The organism is Microbacterium sp. NPDC056057 (genome assembly GCF_042266945.1).
GTDB lineage: Bacteria > Actinomycetota > Actinomycetes > Actinomycetales > Microbacteriaceae > Microbacterium > Microbacterium trichothecenolyticum_C.
In genome coordinates this window covers 458,911-481,533 of sequence record NZ_JBHJWS010000003.1, presented here as the reverse complement: position 1 = coordinate 481,533, position 22,623 = coordinate 458,911, and the positions used below count along the sequence as shown (strand labels likewise).

General features: G+C 69.4%; 18 protein-coding genes, 2 tRNA genes and 1 other RNA gene. 10 read left to right on the top strand and 11 right to left on the bottom strand.

All coding sequences use genetic code 11. The features are described 5' to 3' along the window. Positions 1-7 precede the first annotated feature (7 nt). Both glnA and ACFC1K_RS14175 read right to left on the bottom strand, forming a co-directional pair. The gene (gene glnA / locus ACFC1K_RS14180) at positions 8-1,345 is read right to left on the bottom strand and encodes a type I glutamate--ammonia ligase (RefSeq protein WP_310290934.1); all 1,338 of its coding nucleotides are present in this window, start codon (positions 1,343-1,345) and stop codon (positions 8-10) included. A gap of 59 nt (positions 1,346-1,404) precedes the next feature. Next, positions 1,405-1,632: an SPOR domain-containing protein gene (locus ACFC1K_RS14175; protein ID WP_310290936.1), complete on the bottom strand. Its 228-nt coding sequence runs from the start codon at positions 1,630-1,632 to the stop codon at positions 1,405-1,407. Positions 1,633-1,729: 97 nt separating this feature from the next. Here ACFC1K_RS14175 and ppgK point away from each other — a divergent pair, with 97 nt between their 5' ends. Continuing rightward, the gene (gene ppgK, locus ACFC1K_RS14170) at positions 1,730-2,494 is read left to right on the top strand and encodes a polyphosphate--glucose phosphotransferase (RefSeq protein WP_375872101.1); all 765 of its coding nucleotides are present in this window, start codon (positions 1,730-1,732) and stop codon (positions 2,492-2,494) included. Between the two features lie 32 nt (positions 2,495-2,526). Here ppgK and rnpB read toward each other — a convergent pair. The 3 genes from rnpB to ACFC1K_RS14155 form a co-directional block, all read right to left on the bottom strand. Further along, positions 2,527-2,892: RNase P RNA component class A (gene rnpB, locus ACFC1K_RS14165), an RNA gene on the bottom strand. 46 nt (positions 2,893-2,938) lie between these two features. After that, entirely contained in the window at positions 2,939-4,663 is a 1,725-nt protein-coding gene (locus tag ACFC1K_RS14160; RefSeq protein WP_375872100.1) for a bifunctional 3'-5' exonuclease/DNA polymerase, read from the bottom strand. 27 nt (positions 4,664-4,690) lie between these two features. Then, complete coding sequence (locus ACFC1K_RS14155) at positions 4,691-5,422, bottom strand: C4-type zinc ribbon domain-containing protein (RefSeq protein ID WP_310290939.1); 732 nt, start codon at positions 5,420-5,422, stop codon at positions 4,691-4,693. A gap of 89 nt (positions 5,423-5,511) precedes the next feature. Here ACFC1K_RS14155 and ACFC1K_RS14150 point away from each other — a divergent pair, with 89 nt between their 5' ends. Then, on the top strand, positions 5,512-7,056 hold the full coding sequence (locus ACFC1K_RS14150) for an amino acid permease (RefSeq protein ID WP_310290940.1): 1,545 nt from the start codon (positions 5,512-5,514) through the stop codon (positions 7,054-7,056). 10 nt (positions 7,057-7,066) lie between these two features. Here ACFC1K_RS14150 and ACFC1K_RS14145 read toward each other — a convergent pair. Further along, a tRNA-Val gene (locus ACFC1K_RS14145) sits at positions 7,067-7,139 on the bottom strand. 142 nt (positions 7,140-7,281) lie between these two features. Here ACFC1K_RS14145 and aceE point away from each other — a divergent pair. The 6 genes from aceE to ACFC1K_RS14115 all read left to right on the top strand — a co-directional run bounded on the left by aceE (position 7,282) and on the right by ACFC1K_RS14115 (position 14,880). Further along, a complete protein-coding gene (aceE, locus tag ACFC1K_RS14140; protein WP_310290941.1) occupies positions 7,282-10,011 on the top strand; it encodes a pyruvate dehydrogenase (acetyl-transferring), homodimeric type in 2,730 nt (909 codons plus the stop codon). A 7-nt stretch (positions 10,012-10,018) separates the two neighbouring features. Next, on the top strand, positions 10,019-11,236 hold the full coding sequence (locus ACFC1K_RS14135; RefSeq protein WP_375872099.1) for a PucR family transcriptional regulator: 1,218 nt from the start codon (positions 10,019-10,021) through the stop codon (positions 11,234-11,236). 94 nt (positions 11,237-11,330) lie between these two features. Next, positions 11,331-12,242: an ACP S-malonyltransferase gene (locus tag ACFC1K_RS14130; protein WP_375872098.1), complete on the top strand. Its 912-nt coding sequence runs from the start codon at positions 11,331-11,333 to the stop codon at positions 12,240-12,242. 15 nt (positions 12,243-12,257) lie between these two features. Then, positions 12,258-13,259, top strand: a complete 1,002-nt coding sequence (locus ACFC1K_RS14125; protein WP_310290945.1) for a beta-ketoacyl-ACP synthase III — start codon at positions 12,258-12,260, stop codon at positions 13,257-13,259. 74 nt (positions 13,260-13,333) lie between these two features. Next, positions 13,334-13,582, top strand: coding sequence for an acyl carrier protein (locus tag ACFC1K_RS14120; RefSeq protein ID WP_013586517.1), 249 nt, complete (start codon positions 13,334-13,336; stop codon positions 13,580-13,582). A 59-nt stretch (positions 13,583-13,641) separates the two neighbouring features. After that, on the top strand, positions 13,642-14,880 hold the full coding sequence (locus tag ACFC1K_RS14115) for a beta-ketoacyl-[acyl-carrier-protein] synthase family protein (RefSeq protein ID WP_375872097.1): 1,239 nt from the start codon (positions 13,642-13,644) through the stop codon (positions 14,878-14,880). Positions 14,881-15,026: 146 nt separating this feature from the next. Here ACFC1K_RS14115 and ACFC1K_RS14110 read toward each other — a convergent pair whose 3' ends face one another. Together ACFC1K_RS14110 and ACFC1K_RS14105 are read right to left on the bottom strand one after the other, a co-directional pair. Then, the gene (locus ACFC1K_RS14110) at positions 15,027-15,530 is read right to left on the bottom strand and encodes a DUF3145 domain-containing protein (RefSeq protein ID WP_116193332.1); all 504 of its coding nucleotides are present in this window, start codon (positions 15,528-15,530) and stop codon (positions 15,027-15,029) included. Between the two features lie 153 nt (positions 15,531-15,683). Next, complete coding sequence (locus ACFC1K_RS14105) at positions 15,684-16,457, bottom strand: hypothetical protein (protein ID WP_310290948.1); 774 nt, start codon at positions 16,455-16,457, stop codon at positions 15,684-15,686. 164 nt (positions 16,458-16,621) lie between these two features. On the opposite strand from ACFC1K_RS14105, the gene ACFC1K_RS14100 reads away from it, so the two are divergent. Then, positions 16,622-18,628, top strand: a complete 2,007-nt coding sequence (locus ACFC1K_RS14100) for a DUF262 domain-containing protein (RefSeq protein ID WP_375872096.1) — start codon at positions 16,622-16,624, stop codon at positions 18,626-18,628. 59 nt (positions 18,629-18,687) lie between these two features. Here the strand turns inward: ACFC1K_RS14100 and nagE are convergent, their stop codons facing one another. From nagE to ACFC1K_RS14085, 3 genes are all read right to left on the bottom strand, one after another. After that, entirely contained in the window at positions 18,688-20,619 is a 1,932-nt protein-coding gene (gene nagE / locus ACFC1K_RS14095) for an N-acetylglucosamine-specific PTS transporter subunit IIBC (RefSeq protein WP_375872095.1), read from the bottom strand. Positions 20,620-20,805: 186 nt separating this feature from the next. Continuing rightward, positions 20,806-20,879: transfer RNA gene (locus ACFC1K_RS14090), tRNA-Ile, on the bottom strand. A 27-nt stretch (positions 20,880-20,906) separates the two neighbouring features. After that, complete coding sequence (locus ACFC1K_RS14085) at positions 20,907-22,004, bottom strand: DMT family transporter (RefSeq protein ID WP_375872094.1); 1,098 nt, start codon at positions 22,002-22,004, stop codon at positions 20,907-20,909. A gap of 42 nt (positions 22,005-22,046) precedes the next feature. Here ACFC1K_RS14085 and def point away from each other — a divergent pair, with 42 nt between their 5' ends. Beyond that, on the top strand, positions 22,047-22,613 hold the full coding sequence (gene def / locus ACFC1K_RS14080) for a peptide deformylase (protein ID WP_310290952.1): 567 nt from the start codon (positions 22,047-22,049) through the stop codon (positions 22,611-22,613). The last annotated feature ends 10 nt before the right edge of the window (positions 22,614-22,623 follow it).

The following is a 22,623-nucleotide window of genomic DNA, read 5'->3' as shown; positions in this document are numbered from 1 at the left end:
GCCGGTCTCAGAGCAGCTCGAGGTTGCTCTTGAGCTCGAAGGGCGTGACCTGGGAGCGGTACTCCTGCCACTCGCGGCGCTTGTTGAGCAGCACGTGGTTGAAGACCTGCTCCCCCAGCGTCTCGGCGACGAGCTCGGACTCCTCCATGTACTCCAGCGCGTGGTCGAGGCTCGCGGGCAGCGGGGCGTACCCGAGAGCCCGGCGCTCAGCATCCGTCAGCGACCAGACGTTGTCCTCCGCCTCGGGCGGGAGCTCGTACTCGTTCTCGATGCCCTTGAGGCCCGCCGCGAGCATGAGCGCGTACGCCAGGTACGGGTTCGCGGCCGAGTCGAGGGCGCGGTACTCGACGCGCGACGACTGACCCTTGCTGGGCTTGTACAGCGGCACACGTACGAGCGCCGAGCGGTTGTTGTGGCCCCAGCAGATGAAGCTGGGCGCCTCGTCGCCGCCCCAGAGCCGCTTGTACGAGTTGACGAATTGATTCGTCACGGCCGAGATCTCGTTCGCGTGTCGCAGCAGGCCGGCGATGAACTGACGGCCGACCTTCGAGAGCTGGTACTGGGCGCCCTCCTCGTAGAACGCGTTGACGTCGCCCTCGAACAGCGACATGTGCGTGTGCATGCCGCTTCCCGGCTTGCCCGTCATGGGCTTCGGCATGAAGGTCGCGTAGACGCCCTGCTCGATCGCGACCTCTTTGATGACGGTGCGGAACGTCATGATGTTGTCGGCCGTGGTGAGGGCGTCCGCGTAGCGGAGGTCGATCTCGTTCTGACCGGGGCCGCCCTCGTGGTGGCTGAACTCCACCGAGATGCCGAGGTCCTCGAGCATGCGGACCGAACGGCGGCGGAAGTCGTGCGCGGTGCCGCCAGGGACGTTGTCGAAGTAGCCGGCCGAGTCGACCGGCTCGGGGCCCTCGGTGCCGAAGGACGACGACTTCAGCAGGTAGAACTCGATCTCGGGGTGCGTGTAGAACGTGAACCCCGCGTCGGCGGCCTTCGCGAGCGTCCGCTTGAGGACGTGGCGCGGGTCGGCCACGGCCGGCTGCCCGTCGGGCGTGGTGATGTCGCAGAACATGCGCGCGGTCGGGTCGATCTCACCGCGCCAGGGCAGAGTCTGGAACGTGGTCGGGTCGGGGTGCGCCAGCAGGTCCGACTCGTAGGAGCGTGTCAGGCCCTCGATCGCGGAGCCGTCGAATCCGAGGCCTTCGCTGAACGCGCCCTCGACCTCGGCGGGTGCGATGGCGACGGACTTCAGCGTGCCGATCACGTCTGTGAACCACAGCCGTACGAACTTCACGCCTCGTTCTTCGATGGTCCTCAGAACGAAGTCACGCTGCTTGTCCATCGCGTCCTCTCCGGTGCCGGATCGCCCGAGGTGCTTCTACGACCGCGGTGAAAGCCAGACTACTGGTCGTCGCCGCCCTCGCCCGACACGGTGTCGGCGCCCCAGGAGTCCTCGCGTGCCTCCTCCGAGGCCCAGGCGCGGGAGCGCTCCTTGATGACCTCGGGAGCGTTCGCGGCCTCCTCGGGAGTGTCGAAGGGGCCTGCGCGATCAGGGGCGGGCGATTCGAAGCCCTTCTCGACCTCGCCGGTCTTGAGGTTGTACCAGTACTTGTCGCTGCCGCTCGTCATCGTGCACGCTCCTCGCATCGCGGGCTGGTCGCTGTCAGCACGATCCTACTGACGCCCGCCTCGTCGGCGACGGCGTCGGCGTCGATAGGCTGTCGACATGGCATCTGACGCGGCACGCGCCGTCGGCGTGGACATCGGCGGCACCGGAATCAAGGCGGGGATCGTCGATCTCGACAAGGGCGAACTCGTCAGCGATCGCGTGAAGGTCGCGACGCCCGCCGGGGCGCACCCGCCGGACGTGCTGGCCGCGGTGCGGGAGGTGCTGTCGACCCTGGGTGTCGCCGACGACCAGTCGGTTCCGCTCGGAGTGGCCTTCCCCGCGATCGTCAAGAACGGCCGCACGCTGTCGGCGGCGAACGTGTCGGACGAGTGGATCGACTTCGCCGCCGAGAAGTTCTTCGAGGACGGCCTGGGTCGCGACATCCACTTCGCGAACGATGCGGATGTCGCGGGGGTCGCGGAGGTCCGCTACGGCGCCGCCAAGGGCCGGCCCGGGCTCACGATCCTGACCACGCTCGGCACCGGGATCGGCTCGGCTCTGCTGTACAACGGCGTGCTGGTGCCGAACTCCGAGCTCGGTCACGTGCAGCGTGCCCGGCACGGAAAGGATGCCGAGGCCTACGCCGCGTACTCCGCGATGGAGCGTCACAACCTGTCGTGGGAGCAGTGGGCCAAGCGGCTGCAGTGGTACTACAGCCACATCGAGTTCCTCTTCAGCCCCGACCTGTTCGTCGTGGGCGGCGGGGTCTCGAAGCACGCCGACCACTTCCTCCCGCTGCTCGACATCAAGACGCCGATCGTGCCCGCGGTCCACCGCAACAACGCGGGGATCATCGGCGCCGCGGCGCTCGCGCGTGGCTGACACCGCGTCGCCGCCGGGCGCGGCGGAGAGGGCGAATGGGCCGGCCTGTACGCCGGGTTCTGTCCGGGGGCGTGAGCCCCGTGGACGGTCATCTCTCTCGGCGACACGTTGCCGTGCCGCTCCAGCGGCCTACCCGGGGACTCGGCGGGCCGCGTCGTCATCCCCTGTCTGGCCTTGCTCCGGGCGAGGTTTACCGTGCGGGTCGTGTCACCACGACCCCGGTGGTCTCTTACACCACCCTTTCACCCTTACCCGGCCGAAGCCGGGCGGTCTGCTTTCTGTGGCACTGTCTCGCGGATCGCTCCGGGTGGGTGTTACCCACCGCCCTGCCCTGTGGAGCCCGGACGTTCCTCGGCGCGACGGCGAACCGTCCGCGACGCGACCGTCCAGCCGACCCATTCGCGTCCGCCAGCTTATCGCCGCCAGGCGGGGGTCTGTGCCGCGTCAGTCCTTGAGCGCGGTCTCGGCGATGCGCACGTCGAGCCGGAAGTCGAGCGGGAAGCCGCCGAAGAGCAGATGCCCCGCGGTGGCCGCGGCCTCCGTCACCGCCTGAGCCGCAGCATCCGCGTGCTCCTCGGGTGTGTGCACGATCACCTCGTCGTGGAGGAAGAACGCGAGATGCGGCTGTCGCGCGAACGCAGGGCCGGAGCGCGGCGCGCCGCGCTCCGCAGGCACGGACGGGAGGGCGGCCAGGCGCCCGCGGAGGTCGGCCAGCCACGCGAGGGCCCATTCGGCGGCGGTGCCCTGCACGACGAAGTTCCGTGTGAAGCGGCCCCGATCGCGCGCCCAGCGCCGGGCGCGGGTCTCGTCGGCTCCGGATGCCTCGGCCTCCGTCGCGCGCGACTGCGCGGCCGACCACTCCGGTGACGGCGCGGGCGACGTGCGGCCGAGCCACGTGGAGACGATGCCGCCGTCCTCGCCGGTGCGCGCGGCGTCGTCGACCAGGCCCATCGCGCGGGGATATGCGCGCCGCAGACGCGGCACAAGCCGGCCGGACTCCCCCGTCGTGGCGCCGTACATCGCGCCGAGGATCGCGATCTTCGCCTCCTGCCGGGTCGCCACCGCGCCGCTGTCGACGATCCCGGCGTAGAGGTCGCGTCCGCGTGCGGCAGCCGCGAGCGCGGTGTCGCCCGACATCGCCGCGAGCACGCGCGGCTCGAGCTGCGCGACGTCGGCGACGACGAGCCGCCAGCCCGGGTCGGCGCGCACGGCCTCGCGCAGCTGGCGCGGCAGCTGCAGCGCTCCCCCGCCCGATGACGCCCAGCGTCCGGTGACGACGCCGCCCGGCACGAAGACCGGGCGGAACCGGCCGTCGGCGACCCACTCGGCCAGCCACGTCCACCCGTTCGCCGACAGCAGGCGCGAGAGCTTCTTGTACTCGAGGAGCGGTTCGATGACGGGATGCCGCTGCTCGGCGAGCTCCCAACGGCTCGTGGAATCGACGAGCACGCCGGCGCGGTGCAGCGACCGCAGGAGCTTCGGCTGCGAGTCGAGGCTCGCAGCGGGATCGCCGAGCGCCGCGCGGACGCGCTCCGCCGACGCGGCGAGCTTGGCGGGCTGCGCGCCGCCGGGGCGGCGCTCCCCGAGCGTCTCGACGAGGATGCGGTCGTGCGCCTCGGCGTCCCATGGGAGTCCCGCGGCGCGCATCTCGGCGGCCACGAGCGCGCCCGCAGACTCGGCCGCCGTCAGCAGCCGCAGGCGGCCGGGCGCGGCGCTGCCGGCGATCGCGTCGCGCTGCCGCACGAACTCGGCCAGGGCCGCATCGGCGTCCGCGGGCGGGCCGGTGGGGCGCCCGACGGCGTCCAGCTCGAACAGGGTCGGCGCGGCCTCTTCGGCGTCGACGTGCGGGGCGGCATCCCACTCCTCCGACCGCCTCACCGGCGCCGTCTCGGAGACCAGCGCGGAGTCGCGCAGGATCGCATGGCACAGGCGCAGGTCATGGCACCGGGCGACGCGGACGCCGTCTGCGAGCAATGCGGCGTACCACTGCGGGGTGTCGTGCCAGACCCATCGGGGTGCCCAGCGGATCTCGGCGTCCGAGATCCACGACGTCAGAGCGCCGCTGTCGACCTCCTCACGCCCGGACTCGTCGGCGTTCGCGTCGAGCAGGATGACGGCGGCACCGCGTTCCGTCCGCCCGAGGATGATCCAGCCGGGGGCGTCAGACACGCCCACCGCAGAAGACGTCTGGTGCGGTCACAGCCCGGATTCGTCGTCGCGCACGAGGATGCAGCCGCACTCCGGGCACGTCACGACGTCGTTCTCGCCGGCCTGACGCAGCACCTGCAGGTCGGTGCCGGCGAGCACCATGTGGCAGCCCTCGCACGTGCGGCGTCGCAGGAACGCGGCACCCGCGCTGCGGACGGCGAGGCGGTCGTACAGGGCGAGCAGGTCGGCCGGGATGCCGCCGCCGACGGCGGCGCGGTCACGGGTGGCGGCGTCGAAGGCCGCGGTCGCCTCGGCGACGGCGCGCTTGCCCTCGGCGCTCAGCTCGGCACCCTCGGCGTTGGTCGCCGCGATGAGGGACTCCTGCTCGGCGACGGCGGCGTCGGCGATCTCGAGCCGCTCCATGACGGCGAGCTCCGCGTCTTCGAGGTCGTTCTTGCGGCGGGCGAGGGCGGCCAGCTCGCTCTCGAGCCCCTGCGCCTCCTTCGAGTTCGTCGAGGCCGCGAGACGGTCCGCGTCGCGAGCCGCGCGGGCGTCGACGACGGCGACATCGGACTCGATGCGCGACAGCTCTGTGCGCAGATCGTCACGGGCGCCGAGACGCGTGCCGAGCTCCTGCGAGAGCTCCTGACGCCGGCCCAGCAGCTCCTGGACCCGACCGGCCTGAGGCGGATTCTTGCGTGCGTTGTCGGCCTGGCGGATGCGGGCGTCGAGCTGGGCGACCTCGACGAGGCGGCGCTGGTCTGCGGGGCTGGCGTTCACGTCACCAACCTACCGTGGGGCATCGACGGCGCGAGCGGTGGAGACTAGCATTCGACGACCGGCCCTTCCGAAGACGAAAGGCGCGAACCATGGGCGTTCTCCGCACCAAGTCCGTCGAACAGTCGATCGCCGACACCGACGAACCGGAATTCCGACTCAAGAAGTCCCTGACGGCCCTCGACCTCACCGTCTTCGGCATCGGCGTCGTGATCGGCGCCGGCATCTTCACGCTCACCGGCCGTGCCGCGCACGAGGTCGCGGGCCCGGCGATCGTGCTCAGCTTCGTGGTGGCCGCGATCGCCTGCACGCTCGCGGCGCTCTGCTACGCCGAGTTCGCGTCGACCGTGCCCGTGTCGGGGTCCGCCTACACGTTCTCCTACTCCTCGCTCGGCGAGCTGTTCGCCTGGATCATCGGGTGGGACCTCATCCTCGAGATGTTCCTCGGCGCGAGCGTGGTCGCGCAGGGATGGAGCGCGTATCTCGGCACGCTCTTCGAGCAGCTCGGGATGCCGATCCCCGCCGAGATCGGATACGGCGGCACCGTCGACCTCATGGCGATCCTGCTGGTGCTCGTGCTCGGCGGCCTGATGACCTTCGGGATCAAGGAATCGCTGCGCGTCAACATGGTGCTCGTCGCCGTGAAGCTCTTCATCGTGCTGTTCGTGATCGTCGCGGGCCTCCTGTTCGTGAATCCGGCGAACTGGTCGCCGTTCGTGCCGGCGCCCGCGCCGAGGGAGACCGCGACGGGACTGAGCCAGCCGCTGCTGCAGTTCTTCTCCGGCATCGAGCCCACCGCGTTCGGCGTCGGGGGCATCTTCGCCGGCGCCGCGCTCGTGTTCTTCGCCTACATCGGGTTCGATGTCGTCGCGACCACCGCCGAGGAGACGCGGCACCCGCAGCGCGACCTGCCGATCGGCATCATCGCGTCGCTGGTGATCTGCACGCTGCTGTACTGCGCCGTCGCGCTCGTGGTGACGGGGATGGTTCCCTACCAGGACCTCGACCCGGCGGCCGCTCTCGCCAACGCCTTCGCGTTCCACGGCGCGACGTGGATGGCGACGCTGATCTCGGCGGGCGCGGTGGCCGGTCTCACCACGGTCGTGCTCACGCTGCTGATCGGGGCGACGCGCATCATCTTCGCGATGTCGCGGGACGCGCTCCTGCCCGTGCGGCTCGCGAAGGTGCACCCGCGGTTCCGCACGCCGTGGGTCATCTCGATCCTCGTCACGATCATCGTCGCCGTCGTCGCGGGCTTCACGCCGATCGGCCTGCTCGAGGAGATGGTCAACATCGGCACCCTGTCGGCGTTCGTGCTCGTGTCGATCGGCGTCATCGTGCTGCGGCGCAAGCGGCCGGACCTCCACCGCAGCTTCCGCGTACCGCTCAACCCGTGGCTTCCGGGGCTGTCCGCGGCGATCTGCGTCTACCTGATGCTCAACCTCACCGTCGAGACGTGGCTGCGATTCCTGGTGTGGCTCGTCATCGGCTTCGTCATCTATTTCGCGTACTCGCACCGGCACTCGAGGATCGGCCAGCCCGGCTATGAGGAGTTCGCGCTGCCGCACGTCGTCTCGCACCAGCGCGACGACGGCGATCCGGACGGAGGCGCCGATCCGCGAGGGGATCGGCGCTGAAGGACTTCGGTGGGCCCTGCCGGGATCGAACCGACGACATCCACGGTGTAAACGTGGCGCTCTACCAGCTGAGCTAAAGGCCCTCGCGGCCAGTCTACGAGGTGCGTCCGCACCGTCTCGAACTCGCTAGGCTGGCAGTTGGTGCGTTTGTGCAGGGCAGACAACGCCCGCGCCGCTCCGGTAGCGATTACCTGGCACGATCTGCCAGACGACGAAAGGTCTTCTGTGACTGTCAACGATCAGGATCCGTACTCGCAGGAACCCCTCGACAGCGATCCCGATGAGACCTCCGAGTGGCAGGAATCCCTCCAGCAGCTCGTGCAGGCGAAGGGCCACGGACGTGGCCGCGAGATCATGCTGAGCCTGCTGCAGACCTCCCACGAGCTGCAGCTCAACGTTCCGCAGGTTCCCACGACGGACTACATCAACACGATCGCCCCCGAGAACGAGCCCGAGTTCCCGGGCGACGAGGAGCTCGAGCGCCGGTACCGCCGGTGGATCCGCTGGAACGCCGCGGTCACGGTGCACCGCGCCCAGCGTCCCGGCATCGGCGTGGGCGGCCACATCTCGACGTACGCATCGTCCGCGTCGCTGTACGAGGTCGGCTTCAACCACTTCTTCCGTGGTCTCGACGACCCGACCGGCGGTGACCAGATCTTCATCCAGGGTCACGCGTCTCCCGGCATCTACGCCCGCTCCTTCCTCGAAGGCCGCCTGAGCTCCGAGCAGCTCGACGGCTTCCGCCAGGAGAAGTCGAAGGCACCCCACGCGCTTCCGTCCTACCCGCACCCGCGCCTCATGCCGGAGTACTGGCAGTTCCCGACGGTCTCGATGGGGCTCGGACCGATCAACGCCATCTACCAGGCGATGTCGAACAAGTACCTCACCAACCGCGGCATCAAGGACCTGTCGAACTCGCACGTCTGGGCATTCCTCGGCGACGGCGAGATGGACGAGGTCGAGAGCCGCGGACAGTTGCAGGTCGCGGCGAACGAGGGCCTGGACAACCTCACGTTCGTCGTCAACTGCAACCTGCAGCGCCTCGACGGCCCGGTGCGCGGCAACGGCAAGATCATCCAGGAGCTCGAGAGCTTCTTCCGCGGCGCCGGGTGGAACGTCATCAAGGTGGTCTGGGGCAGCGGATGGGACGAGCTCCTCGCCAAGGACACCGACGGCGCACTCGTGCACCTCATGAACACCACGCCGGACGGCGACTTCCAGACGTATCGCGCGGAGGACGGCGCGTTCATCCGTGAGCACTTCTTCGGGCGCGACGAGCGCACGGCCGCTCTCGTGAAGGACTGGTCGGACGACGACATCTGGGGCAAGCTCCGCCGCGGCGGCCTGGACTACCGCAAGGTCTACGGCGCGTACAAGGCCGCGACCGAGCACAAGGGCCAGCCCACCGTGATCCTCGCCAAGACGATCAAGGGCTACGGCCTCGGGCATCACTTCGAGGGCCGCAACGCGACCCACCAGATGAAGAAGATGACCCTGCAGGACCTGAAGTACTTCCGCGATTCGATGCGGATCCCGGTCTCGGACGCGCAGCTCGAGGAGAACCCCTACCTGCCGCCGTACTACAACCCCGGATCGAACGACGAGACGATCCAGTACATGCTGGAGCGCCGTCGCGCGCTGGGCGGCTTCCTGCCGGAGCGCCGCTCGCACCACGTCGGGCTGCAGCTGCCGGGCGACGACGCGTACGCGCTGCCGAAGAAGGGCTCGGGCACGCAGGAGATCGCCACGACGATGGCCTTCGTCCGTCTGCTCAAGGACCTTCTCCGTGCGAAGGACTTCGGCCACCGGATCGTGCCCATCATCCCCGACGAGGCGCGCACGTTCGGCATGGACGCGTTCTTCCCCTCGGCGAAGATCTACAACCCGCACGGCCAGAACTACACGTCGGTCGACCGCGAGCTGCTCCTGGCCTACAAGGAGAGCCCGCAGGGCCAGATCGTCCACGTCGGCATCAACGAGGCGGGCGCGGTCGCCGCGTTCACCGCGGCGGGCACCTCGTACGCCACGCACGGCGAGCCGCTCATCCCGGTGTACGTCTTCTACTCGATGTTCGGGTTCCAGCGCACCGGCGACGCGCAGTGGGCGGCGGGCGACCAGATGGCGCGCGGCTTCATCATCGGCGCCACCGCCGGGCGCACGACGCTGACCGGTGAGGGCCTCCAGCACGCCGACGGCCACTCGCTGCTGCTCGCCTCGACCAACCCGGCGACCGTGTCGTACGACCCGGCCTACGGGTACGAGATCGCGCACATCGTCCGCTCGGGCATCGAGCGCATGTACGGCGGCAACCACCCCGACCCCAACGTCATGTACTACCTCACGGTGTACAACGAGCCGCTGGTGCAGCCGGCCGAGCCCGAGGGCGTGGACGTCGACGGCATCGTGCGCGGCATCCACCGCGTCTCGACCGCCGAGGGCGAGGGCCCCAAGGCTCAGCTCCTGGCGTCGGGCGTGGGAGTGCCGTGGGCGCTCGAGGCGCAGCAGCTGCTGCGCGACGACTGGGGTGTGCAGGCCGACGTCTGGTCGGTCACCTCGTGGAGCGAGCTGCGCCGCGACGGCCTGGCCGCCGACGAGCACAACTTCCTCCACCCGGAGGAGGAGCCGCACACCGCCTACCTGACCGAGAAGCTGAAGGACGCCGCCGGCCCCGTGGTCGCGGTCAGCGACTTCATGCACGCCGTCCAGGACCAGATCCGTCCGTGGGTGCCGAACCGCTTCGCGACGCTCGGTGCCGACGGCTTCGGCTTCTCCGACACGCGCGCCGCGGCCCGTCGCTTCTTCAAGATCGACGGCCCCTCGGTCGTGGTCCGGACGCTTCAGGCTCTTGCCGAAGAGGGTGCGGTCGACCGCAGCCTCGCCGCGCAGGCCATCCAGAAGTACCGTCTGCACGACGTGACCGCCGGTACGAGCGGGAACGCGGGCGGCGAGAGCTGACCTGCGGATGGGCAAGTCCACCGAGGTGATGGACAAGGTCGAGACGCTCGCCTGGCTGCGACGCATCTCCGGCGACCTCGCGACCGTCACCATCAAGCGCCTCGAGGAGACGCTGCCCTGGTACGCCGAGATGCCACCGGCCCGACGGTCCGCCGTCGGGCTGGTGGCCCAGGCCGGCATCACGTCGTTCATCTCGTGGTACGAGGACCCCGCCTCGACGCCGTGGATCGCATCCGACATCTTCGCGGCGGCTCCCCGTGAGCTGCTGCGGAGCGTCAGCCTGCAGCAGACTCTGCAGCTCATCCGCGTCACCGTCGAGGTGACGGAGGAGCGGGTCGCGGGCAAGGGCGAGCACCTGCGCGAGGCGATCCTCCTCTACTCGCGCGAGGTGGCTTTCGCCGCGGCCGATGTCTACGCCCGCGCCGCCGAGGCGCGCGGCCTCTGGGATGCGCGACTCGAGGCGCTGGTGGTCGACTCGATCCTCACGGGCGAGGCCGACGAGGAGCTGCCGAGCCGCATCGCGGCCCTGGGCTGGCACGGCCACGGCGAGGTCGCAGTCCTCGTGGGCACGACTCCCCCGCAGTTCGACGTCGATCAGCTCCGTCGTACGGCGCGCAAGCTCGGTGTCGACGTCCTGATCGGTGTGCAGGGCTCGCGCCTCGTACTGGTCGTCGGGCGATCCGAAGCGTCGACCGGCGCGGACGACGCCGTGGCCGACCTTCCCTTCGCCGAGATCGCGCGCCGCCTCGAGCCCGGCTTCGGCGCCGGATACCTCGTGCTCGGCCCGACGGTGCCGGCGCTCGTCGACGCGAGCCAGAGCGCTCGGGCCGCCCTCGCCGGATTCGCGGTCGCGCGCGCCTGGCGTCACGCTCCCCGCCCTGTCGAGGCCGACGACCTCCTCCCCGAGCGCGCGCTCGCCGGGGATCCCCTGGCCAAGCTCACACTCGTGGAGCGCATCTACCGCCCACTCCAGTCGCACAGTGCCGACCTCGTGTCGACGCTGTGGGCGTACCTCGACAACGGCCGTTCGCTCGAGGCCACCGCCCGCGAGCTGTTCGTCCACCCGAACACGGTGCGCTACCGCCTCAAGCGGGTGTCCGAGGTCATCGGCTGGGACGCCACCGGCCCTCGCGAGGCGCTCATCCTGCAGACGGCGCTGATCCTCGGATCGATCGGGACGGATGCCTCGCGCCGCCGTCCGCCGGCCCGTCGCAACCCTGCGTGATCTCGGCGTCAGTGTGGGCCGCGCACAAAGGAGCGCGCGATTCTTGTGACGGTGTCGCCAGAACGACCTTTCTGATCCTTGGCAGGATGGAACGGTGAGAATCGCGGTCTTCCCCGGACAAGGCTCCCAGTCCCCCGGCTTCCTGACGCCCTGGCTCGAATCGGACGGCGCGGCGGATCGCCTCGCTCAGTACTCCGAGTGGTCCGGCGTCGACCTCGTCGCCGCCGGCACCGAGTGGGACGCCGACCAGATCCGCGACACCCAGGTGGCGCAGCCGCTCATCGTCGCGGCCAGCCTGCTGTCGTGGAACGCACTGCCCGACCGTGAGCGCATCGGCGGCGTGGCCGGGCACTCCGTCGGCGAGTTCGCCGCGGCCGCGGCGGCGGGAGTCCTCAGCGAAGAGTCCGCACTCACCCTCGTCGGCATCCGCGGCCGCGCGATGGCGGAGGCGGCAGCGGCCGCCGAGACCGGGATGAGCGCCGTGATCGGCGGAGACGAGGCATCGATCCTCGCGCGCCTCGAAGAGCTCGGCCTCTCCCCCGCGAACTACAACGGGGGCGGCCAGCTCGTCGTCGCCGGCGCGCTCGACGCCCTCCAGGCCCTCGCCGCCGAGCCGGTCGCCGGAACCCGTGTGATCCCGCTGCAGGTCGCCGGCGCCTTCCACACCCACTACATGGCGCCGGCCGTCGAGGCTCTGCGTGCGGCCGCGACCGACCACGACGTGTCCGATCCCGGTGTCACGCTGTGGACCAACCGAGACGGTTCCGCCGTGTCGTCCGGCCGTGCGTTCGTCGACCTTCTCGTCGACCAGGTCGCCTCGCCGGTGCGCTGGGACCTCTGCATGGCGTCTTTCGCCGACGCCGGGGTATCGGGCATCGTGGAGCTGTCCCCCGCGGGCACGCTCGTCGGGCTCGCGAAGCGCGCGCTCCGCGGAGTCCCCGCCGTCGCCGTCAAGACGCCCGCTGACCTGGAGGCCGCCGCCGCGCTGGTGGCCGCCGACGCCTGACCGGAGTACCCCCGCATGACCCGCAGCCTCATCCAGCCCACCGGTGCCGCCCACACGCGCATCTACTCCTACGGCGCCGCCCGCGGCGAGATCGCTGTGCCGAACGACGACCTCATCGGCCCGATCGACTCGAGCGACGAGTGGATCCGCCAGCGCACCGGCATCGTCACGCGCGCTCGCGCGCTGGCCGAGACCGACGCGATCGACCTCGCGACCGACGCCGCCCGCGAGGCGATCGAGCGGTCCGGTGTCGACGCGTCGCAGGTCGACGCCGTCATCGTCGCGACCATCAGCAATCCGAAGCAGAGCCCGTCGGTGTCGGCGATCGTCGCCGATCGCGTCGGCGCCAACCCCGCCGCGGCGTACGACGTGAACGCCGCGTGCGCCGGCTTCGCGTACGGCGTCGCCCAGGCCGACGCGCTCATCCGCGCCGGCGCCGCGAACTATGCCGTCGTGATCGGCACCGAGAAGCTCAGCGACATCGTCGACCCCGCCGACCGCAGCATCTCGTTCCTGCTCGGCGACGGCGCGGGCGCGGTCGTCGTCGGCCCGAGCGAGACGCCCGGCATCGGCCCCACCGTGTGGGGCTCCGACGGCTCGAAGTCCGAGGCGGTGGGCATGAACCACACGCTGACCGAGTTCCGCGACGGGGTCGCGCCGTGGCCCACCCTGCGCCAGGAGGGCCCCACGGTCTTCCGCTGGGCGGTCTGGGAGATGGTGAAGGTCGCACGCCAGGCGCTCGAGGCTGCGGGGGTCGAGGCATCCGATCTCGCCGCCTTCGTGCCCCACCAGGCGAACATGCGCATCATCGACGAGTTCGCCAAGCAGCTGGGCCTGCCCGACACCGTGCTGGTCGGCCGTGACATCGAGACCACCGGGAACACCTCGGCGGCCTCCATCCCGCTGGCCACGCACCGGCTGCTCGAGGAGCACCCGGAGCTCAGCGGCGGCCTCGCGCTCCAGATCGGCTTCGGCGCCGGGCTGGTTTTCGGCGCGCAGGTGATCGTCCTTCCCTGACGCGGTGAACCGCGACCCTAGACTGATTCCCGGCCCGGTCGGGCACGCCTACCCCTAACAAACAGGAGAATCCCATGGCATTCACCAACGACGAGGTCCTCGCGGGTCTCGCGGAGCTCATCACCGACGAGACCGGCATCTCGGCCGACGAGGTCGCGCTCGAGAAGTCGTTCACCGACGACCTCGACATCGACTCGATCTCGATGATGACGATCGTCGTCAACGCCGAGGAGAAGTTCGGCGTCACCATTCCGGACGACGAGGTCAAGAACCTCAAGACCGTCGGCGACGCCGTCACCTTCATCACGTCGAACCAGGCGTAGGACCATCCCGGTGGGGGCCGCGGCCCCCACCGGCCATCATCACGAGGACTCTGATCTCCATGAGCACACCCCGTATCGTCGTCACCGGCATCGGTGCATCGACCCCCATCGGCGGCACCGCCCCCGAGAGCTGGTCGGCGCTGATGAACGGAGCATCCGGCACGCACACGATCGAGCAGGATTGGGTCGAGGAGTACCAGCTCCCCGTCAGCTTCGCCGCACAGGCGCTCGTCCGGCCCGACTCCGTGCTGGAGCGCCCTGTCGCCAACCGCCTCGACCCCTCGGCGCAGTTCGCGCTCGTCGCGGCGTTCGAGGCATGGGAGGACGCGGGCAAGCCGGAGGTCGAGCCCGAGCGGTTCGCCGTGGACTTCGCGACCGGCATCGGGGGCCTGCAGACCACGCTCGCGGGCTGGGACACGCTCAAGACCAAGGGTCCTCGCCGCGTCATGCCGATGAGCGTCCCGATGCTCATGCCGAATGCGCCGGCCGCGGCCGTCTCGATGCACCTGAACGCCCGCGCCTACGCGCGCACCGTGGCTTCGGCGTGCGCATCGAGCACCGAGTCGCTCGTCAACGCGTTCGAGAGCCTTCGCGCGGGTCGCGCGGACGTCATCATCGCGGGTGGCGCCGAGGCGGTCATCCACCCGCTCACCATCGCCGCCTTCGCCGCGATGCAGGCGCTGTCCAAGCGCAACGACTCCCCCGAGACCGCGTCGCGCCCGTACAGCGTCGACCGGGACGGGTTCGTCATGGGCGAGGGCGCGGCAGCGCTGGTCCTCGAGACCGAGGAGCACGCCAAGGCCCGCGGCGCGAAGATCTACGGCGAGGTCGTGGGCGGCGGCGTGACGGCCGATTCGTACCACATCACGGCTCCGGAGCCGGAGGGTCTGGGCGCCTCGCGCGCCGTGCGCCTCGCGCTCGAGCAGGCGGGCGCCACGCCCGACGAGGTCACGCACATCAACGCGCACGCGACGTCCACTCCCACGGGCGACATCGCCGAGTACAAGGCGCTCCTGAGCGTCTTCGGCGACCGCGTCCACGAGATCCCGGTCTCGGCGACGAAGGGCGCGACCGGTCACCTGCTGGGCGGCACGGGCGCGCTCGAGGCGATCTTCACGCTCCTCGCGCTGCGCGAGCGCCAGGCGCCGCCGACCATCAACGTCAGCACGCAGGACCCCGACATCCCGCTGCGGATCTCGGACGCCCCGATCGCCCTCGGTGCGGGCGATCAGCTCGCGATCAGCAACTCGTTCGGCTTCGGCGGTCACAACGCCGTCGTCGCCTTCCGCTCGGTCTGACGACCCGCGACGCGAAGACGCCCCCGGCGATGCCGGGGGCGTCTGTCGTGTCAGGCGGCGGTTCGCGGTCCCAGGGCCCGGGATTCATGGCCTCCGAGCCTCGGTAGTGGCGCCTCACGCCGCCTGCGTCTGTGGGGTTGTGGGCGTCAGCCGACCTTGTGCAGCCAGACGACGGGCGCATCGTCGCTCGCGTGGCGGAACGGCTCGAGCTCCTCGTCCCAGGCGGCGCCGAGCGCGACATCGAGTTCGCGCTGCAGCTCGAACGCGTCGCCGCCGGCGATCTCCATCGCGTAGCGGATGCGGTCCTCGCCGATGACGACGTTGCCCGCGGTGTCGGTCTGCGCGTAGTGGATGCCGAGGCCCGGCGTGTGCAGCCAACGGCCGCCGTCGCTGCGAGGCGTGGGATCCTCGGTGACCTCGAAGCGCAGGTGCTCCCAGCCGCGGATGGCGGTGGCCAGGGCCGAGCCGGTCCCGGCGGCGCCTTCCCAGTAGAACTCGGACCGCCGGCTGCCGGTCAGCACCGGCTGATCCGCCCAGTCGAAGCTGACGGCGCGGCCGAGGGCGCGCCCGACAGCCCACTCGAGGTGGGGGCACAACGCCCGTGGCGCGGAGTGGATGAAGATCACCCCACGCGCTTTTTGTGTCGCCATGATCTCTCCGTTCGTCAGGTGCGTCTTCCCCTACGACCTGTGACGGTGTCATGACGTGCTGTTCGGTTGTGCTGCCGCCATTATCGCGGAGAGGGCCCGGGAATCACAAGACTGTGATTCCCGGGCCCTCTCCGCGATAATGGCGGGCGGTGTTCAGGCCTCGCTCATGGCCTGGACCTCGGCCTTGCCCTTGGCGGCGTAGTACGCGGCGCGCGCGGCGTCACGGCGGGTCTGCTCGGCCTGACCGGCGTCGAGCACCTCCTGCGCGACCTCGAACTGCGGCGCGGTCGGCACCGCGTGGTACTTCTCCATGTAGGCGTCGAGCTCGGGGCCCGACTCCCAGGAGGTGATGAGGCAGTAGCGCGGCTCGGTGCCGTCGTGGTGCACGGCGTGCCACAGGCGCTGCGTGTCGACGATGAGCTGGGCGCCGGCGGGAAGCGCCACGCGGTACTCGATGCTCGGGTCGGTGCGGTTCTCACGCAGCACGAAGTAGGTGTTCTTGTCGTCGGTGAGGTTGAAGAAGCCGCGCACGACCCAGCCGGTGCCGTCGGGGTTGAGGCGGTTGTTGTCGTCCTGGTGGAGGTTGTACAGCGCGTCGGCGTAGGTGTTGGGCTGCAGTTCGATGATGCGGCAGCGGCCGACGTTCGAGCCCGGCTCCTGCGCGCGGCGCGTCAGGGTCGGCGCCTTCTCGGTCTGCTCGGGGATCCAGACGCCATCCTTGTCGGTGCGCGGCGGCGTGTGGTTCCAGAACCCGTTGCACTCGATCTCGCCCTTGGCGGACGCGAGCGGCGCGAAGCGGGTGTCGCCCGACGACTTCCAGTCGACGTACTCGATCGACAGCCACTCCTGCGGGTCGATCTCCTCACCGTAGGAGTCGAGCACCACGAAGCCGGTCTCGTCGAGAGCGGCGGACTTGATGTAACCCATGACGAATCATGCCTTTCGGTCAGTGAGCCAGCACGTTTTAACAGGCTCAACTTAGGTAAGCCTACCTCGGGGGTCTGAACGCCCCCGAAGCCCGCGCCGTGAATAACCGGCGGCCGTCGTGCGCCCGCTTCGTGGCGGGGAGCCCGGCCTAGACTGGATGGGCCATGGTCACTGCCACGAACGTCGATGCCACTGCTGTCAACACCATCGGCTGGCTCTCCGCCGCGGACTGGACGATCGTCGTCCCGGTGTATCAGCGGCAGTACCGGTGGGACATCGGGGGGTGCGAACAGCTCCTCGCCGACATCCGTGCGGTGGCGGACCTCGACGATCGGCAGATGCACTTCATCGGGTCGATCCTCTCTTCCGCGAGCGGCGAGGGATCCGACGCCGAACTCGTGCTCATCGATGGGCAGCAGCGGACGACGACGCTCATGCTGCTCGTCGCCGCCCTGCATCACACCGTGCGCGAAGCGGATCCCGACCTCGCCGATCAGCTGCAGCGGGTGCTCGTGCACTCGCACGACGCGACGCGTACGAAGCTGCGCCCGCACCGCGCGTGGGCCTCGGTGTTCGAGCGCGTCGTGCTCGACCTTCCCCTCGCGGCGGGCGAGCACCGAGATTCACGGTTCGACGACAATTACGCGTTCTTCCGCAGCCAGATCAGCCTCGAGGAGGCGCCCCACATCTGGCGAGGGCTCCAGAAGCTCGAGCACGTGGCGATCACGCTCGGCGCCGGCGCCAACGCCCAGCAGATCTTCGAGAGCCTCAACTCCACCGGGGAGCCGCTGCGCGACCACGAGCTCATCCACAACTATGTGCTGATGGGCCTCAACCACTCCGAGCAGCGGGAGATCGAAGCCGACTACTGGCAGGCGATCGAGCAGAACACCGGCGATTCGATCGCGGAGTTCTGGAGGCAGTACCTCGTCATGCGGACCGGTCGGGAGGTCACCGTCGTCGGCGGCCGTGGCGTGTACGACGTGTTCCGTCACGAGTTCCCGCGGCTCGACTTCGAAGGGCTCCTGCGCCACGCCGACGAGTGGCGAGAGCTCTCCCGCGTGTACCGCATCCTGCTGCGGCCGTCGGAGGCGCCGGATGCCGAGATCACGCGTCACCTCGCCTACCTCGGCACCTTCGGCACGGGCATGTACCCGCTCGTGATGCGGGCGTACCGAGACTTCGAGCTGGGATCGCTCGGGCGCGACGAGCTGATCGACACGCTCGAGATGGTGCAGTCGCTGCTCGTGCGCCGCGCGGTCGTGGGCACCGGGGTGGATCGGCTCGTCGCGCGCCTCTGCCGAGCGCGCGAAGAGGGCGCCGGCGCGCTCGTGTCGGCGATCTCTCGCATCACGCCGTCCGACGAGCGGATCGCAGTGGCCCTGAAGTACTCGGAGCTCCCCCACGCGTCCTATGTCCTCGGCCGCATCGCCGGCGTGGACGGCGCGGGCGGACTCGACGTCGAGCACATCTTCCCGCTCGCCCCCGGCGACGGCTGGTCGGGCGACGGTGTGCGCGAGTGGGCGTCGTACACGGACGACGAGCAGAACAGCCATCGCGCCCTCGCGAACACGATCGGCAATCTCACCGTCCTCGAGGAGGATCTCGCCCTCCGCGCGTTCGATCGCTCGTTCCCCGAGAAGCAGGCGCTGTACGCCCGCAGTTCGGTGGCCACGACCGCCGAGCTCGCCACGCTCCCCTCCTGGGGCACCGCGGCGATCGCGGACCGCTCGGCGCAGCTCACCGGCCGGTTCGTCGAGGTCTGGAAGCGTCCGGGGGGTCCGGCGATCGACGACGACGGCCTCACCCCGATCCTCGACGCCGTGCGCCGTCGCGGATGGCCTCCGGGGTGGCACCGGGAGTGGTCGTACGTCGAGTACTGCGGCGAGCACTGGGAGGTACCCGACGTCAAGTATCTCTTCAACCGCGTCTTCAAGCGGCTCTGGGCGGATTCCCGCGACTCGGTCGTCGCGTACAGCGCGCGCCGGGGTGGCCCGGTCTACACGGCGCAGTCCTGGAACGGCCAGTGGGATCGTCTCGACGACGAGCACTCGCTCTACATGGGCTGGGACTCCAGCTACATGCTCAGCGCCGTGCAGGGCGTGCTCGAAGAGGCAGGACTCGCCCCCGAGGTCTTCGTGAAGTACTCCTACATCGGCAACGCGATGTGAGAACGGGACGGATGCCTCGGCTCGAGGCATCCGTCCCGTTCATCGCCGGGACGCCGGCGTCACTCGAAGGTGACGGCGGCGTTCTCGTTGTTGAGCACGATCACCGGCGTGATCGAGGAGTGCCCGGCGGCCTGGATCTTCGCGAGGTCGAAGCGCAGCAGCGGCGTGCCCGCCGTGACCCTCTGCCCCTTCTCGACCAGGGTCTGGAATCCGTCGCCCTTCATGCCCACCGTGTCGATGCCGACGTGGATGAGCAGCTCGGTGCCGTCATCGAGGACGAGCGCCACCGCGTGGCTGCTGTCGAACGTGGCGCCGATCGTGCCGTCAGCGGGCGCGATCACCGTGTCGCCGGTCGGCTCGATCGCGACGCCCGGGCCCATGATCCCCTGCGCGAACGTGGGGTCGGGCACCGCTGTCAGCGGTACGACCTTGCCCTCGAGCGGCTGGCGGAGCTTGACGGCGGTGGTCGTCGGCGCGTCCGTCAGCACTGCGGTGCCGCCGGCGGCCGGGGCCTGCTCCGGCACCGCTCCTGCCGGAGCCTCGACCCGGCCCGAGATGATCTGCTCCATCGCGTCCTTCACGAACTGCACGTTCGTGCCGTAGACCACCTGAACGGATTTTCCACCGGGCTTCATGGTGCCCGCCGCTCCCGCTCGCTTCAGCGCCGCGTCGTCGACCTGGCTGACGTCGTTGATCTCCAATCGCAGGCGCGTCGCGCAATTGTCCAGGTCGAGGATGTTCTCCTTGCCACCCAGCGCGTCGATGAAGCGGCTTCCCGTGACGAGGTACTTCTGGTCGACGTCGTGCGTGTCGAACTCCGTGCCCTCCTCGAGGATGTTGTCGTCCTCGCGGCCCGGCGTCTTGAGGTTGAACCGCTTGATGAAGAAGTAGAACACCCCGAAGTAGATGAAGAACCAGAAGACGCCCATGACCGGGATCAGCCAAGGGTTCTGCGCCATCGGGTTCGTCCAGTTGAGCACGAGGTCGACGAATCCTGCGGAGAACCCGAAGCCCATCCGGACCGGGAGGATCGCGCTGATGGCCATCGAGATGCCGGTGAAGACCGCGTGCACCACGTAAAGGACCGGAGCCAGGAACATGAACGAGAACTCGAGCGGTTCCGTGACGCCGACGAAGAACGAGGCGATCGCCGCGGACAGCAGGATGCCGTAGGTGATCTTCTTGCGCGTGCTCTTGGCGGTGAGGTACATCGCGAGGGCGGCACCGGGCAGACCGAACATCATGATCGGGAAGAAGCCCGTCATGTACTGACCGGTGACGCCGTACGTGCCTGTTCCGGCGAGGAAGTTGTTCAGGTCGTTGATCCCGGCCACGTCGAACCAGAACACGGAGTTCAGGGCGTGATGCAGGCCGATCGGGATGAGGAGCCGGTTGAGGAATCCGTAGATTCCCGCGCCGAGCGGCCCGAGGAACGAGATCCATTCACCGAACGTGACCAGTCCGCCGTAGACGAACGGCCAGACGAAGAACAAGATCGCCGCCAGGACCAGCGAGAAGCCCGCCGTGACGATGGCTACCGAGCGCTTGCCGGAGAAGAACGACAGCGCATCGGGCAGCTTGGTGTCCTTGAACCTGTCGTAGCAGAATGCGCCGATCAGGCCGCAGAGGATGCCGACGAAGACATTCTCGACGTTGGCGAACGCGGCGGGGACCTCGTTCACGTCGTTCACGCCCATGAACAGCATCACGGATTCCGGCTTCAGCAGCGTGGTCACCACCAGCCAGGACACCACGCCCGCGAGCGCGGACGTGCCGTCGCTCTTCTTCGCCATGCCGATCGAGATGCCGACGGCGAACAGCAGTGCCAGATTCGACAGCAGGGAGATTCCGGCGGTGTAGAGGAAGTCGACGACGACTCCGCCGCCGATCGTGCCTTTGATCCAGTTGCTGATGCCGACCAGGATTGCGGCCACCGGCAGCACGGCCACCGGGAGCATGATCGATCGGCCGAGCCTCTGCAAGAACTTCATTGTTCGCCTCCAAAAGGCGCGAGGGACAGTTGCTGCCGCTGACGCTACAGCCAAACCGAGCCGCGCGTCACTGGTCCCCCTCCGAAAGTTAGGGGTATGAACGAATTTCTCATCGACCCGTGATCCGGGGCCCGAAAAGGGCTGAGGTCCGTCACAACCCGGTGGGTTGAGACGGACCTCGATGCGTAGGGCGGGTGGGACTTGAACCCACGATCGTCGGGTTATGAGCCCGCTGCCTTGACCAGCTTGGCCACCGCCCCGTGCGCGTCAGGCGCGCGGTGACGAGCCTACCTGCCCGCCGTGCCCCCGGGCTCGTCCGCGCGATCCTTGACGGGTGGCTCAGGCCACACCTTGGCGACGGCCTCGGTCACCTTGATGGATCCGGTGCGCGGGTGCGCAGCATCCGTCGCTCCTCCGGCGCTCCCCCGCTGGATCGGGAGCTCTTGACTCTCGCTCAGCACCTGCGGATGGTGGCGGGCGAGCTGGAACACGCCCCACACCGCGACCGCGCCCACCAATGCGAACGAGATGTAGACCCAGAGCGGTGCGCCGGCCGCCTCCTGCAGCACCGTCAGGCCGATGAAGATCGCGACGATCGGGTCGATGACAGTGAGGCCGGCGACGACGAGGTCGGGCGGCCCGGAGGCGTACGCGTTCTGCACGAAGTAGGCGCCGACGATGGCGCCCGCGATGAGCGCGGCGAGGCACGTGAAGGTGAGCCAGTCGAAGTCCTGCGACTGGATGCGCACGATCACGACCTTGGCGAGCGTCGCGACGAAGCCGTAGATGACGCCGGCGGCGATGATGTAGAAGAGCGCCCCCATGCGCGAGCGCAGCCAGATCCACAGGCCCGCGAAGACGACCGTGACGATCCCGAGCATCACCAGGATCGTGATGAGCTGGCCGTTCGAGACCGGCTTCTCGGTCGCATACAGCGCCGCGATGGTGACGAAGATGAAGATGCCGCCGACGCAGGCGCCGATCGCGGTCAGCGAGCGCCTGGTCGGCCTGTGCCCGCTGATCTGGGCGTTCAGCAGCGTCGTGATCACGAGGGCGATCGCCCCCAGAGGCTGCACGACGATGAGCGGCGCGAACGCCAGCGCCGAGAGCTGGCAGACGATCGCGAGCCCCAGCATGACGGTCCCGATCACCCAGGACGGTCGCGAGAGAAGCTTCAGCAGGTGGTTCGCGCCCAGCCCGCCGCTCCCCTGCGAGCCGTAGAGACGCTCGACCTTCGTGACGCCGCGGTGCTGGTACTGCGCGCCGAACGACATGAAGATGGCGCCGAGCAGGGCCAGCGGGATGCCGATGAGGATTCCGGGATTCTGGAACGCGCCGACGAGCTGATCGCCTACGTCCTCGAGCTCAACCGCCGTCCACACCACACATCGACACTAGCCGCAGGCACCGGTCGATAGGCTCAAGGCGTGGCTGTTCTCCCGATTCGCATCATGGGCGATCCCGTCCTGCACTCCCCTGCGTCCGCCGTCGAAGAGATCACGGACGAGATCCGCACCCTCGTCGCCGACATGTTCGAGACGATGGATGCCGCACCCGGCGTGGGCCTCGCGGCCCCGCAGGTCGGTGTGCCGCTGCGCATCTACACGTACAACTACGCCGACGACGACGGTGCGCCCTGGCGTGGCGTGATCATCAACCCCGAGCTCTGGATGAGGCCGCTCGAGCCGGGTGGGCCCGACCCCGACGAGGAGTCCGAAGGATGCCTCTCGTTTCCTGGCGAGCGGTTCCCGCTGCGCCGGTCGGACGAAGTGCTGGTGACCGGCACGGACCTCGAGGGCGACCCGGTCCACATCCAGGTCGACGGCTGGCGCGCGCGCATCATGCAGCACGAGTTCGACCATCTCGACGGCATCCTCTACGTCGACCGCCTCGACGACGGCGACTGGAAGACCGTGCAGAAACTCGCCCGCAAGCGGGGGTGGGGGCGTCCCGGAAGCTCGTGGACGCCGGGCGTCGACCAGATCGACGCCTGAGTCGCCCCGA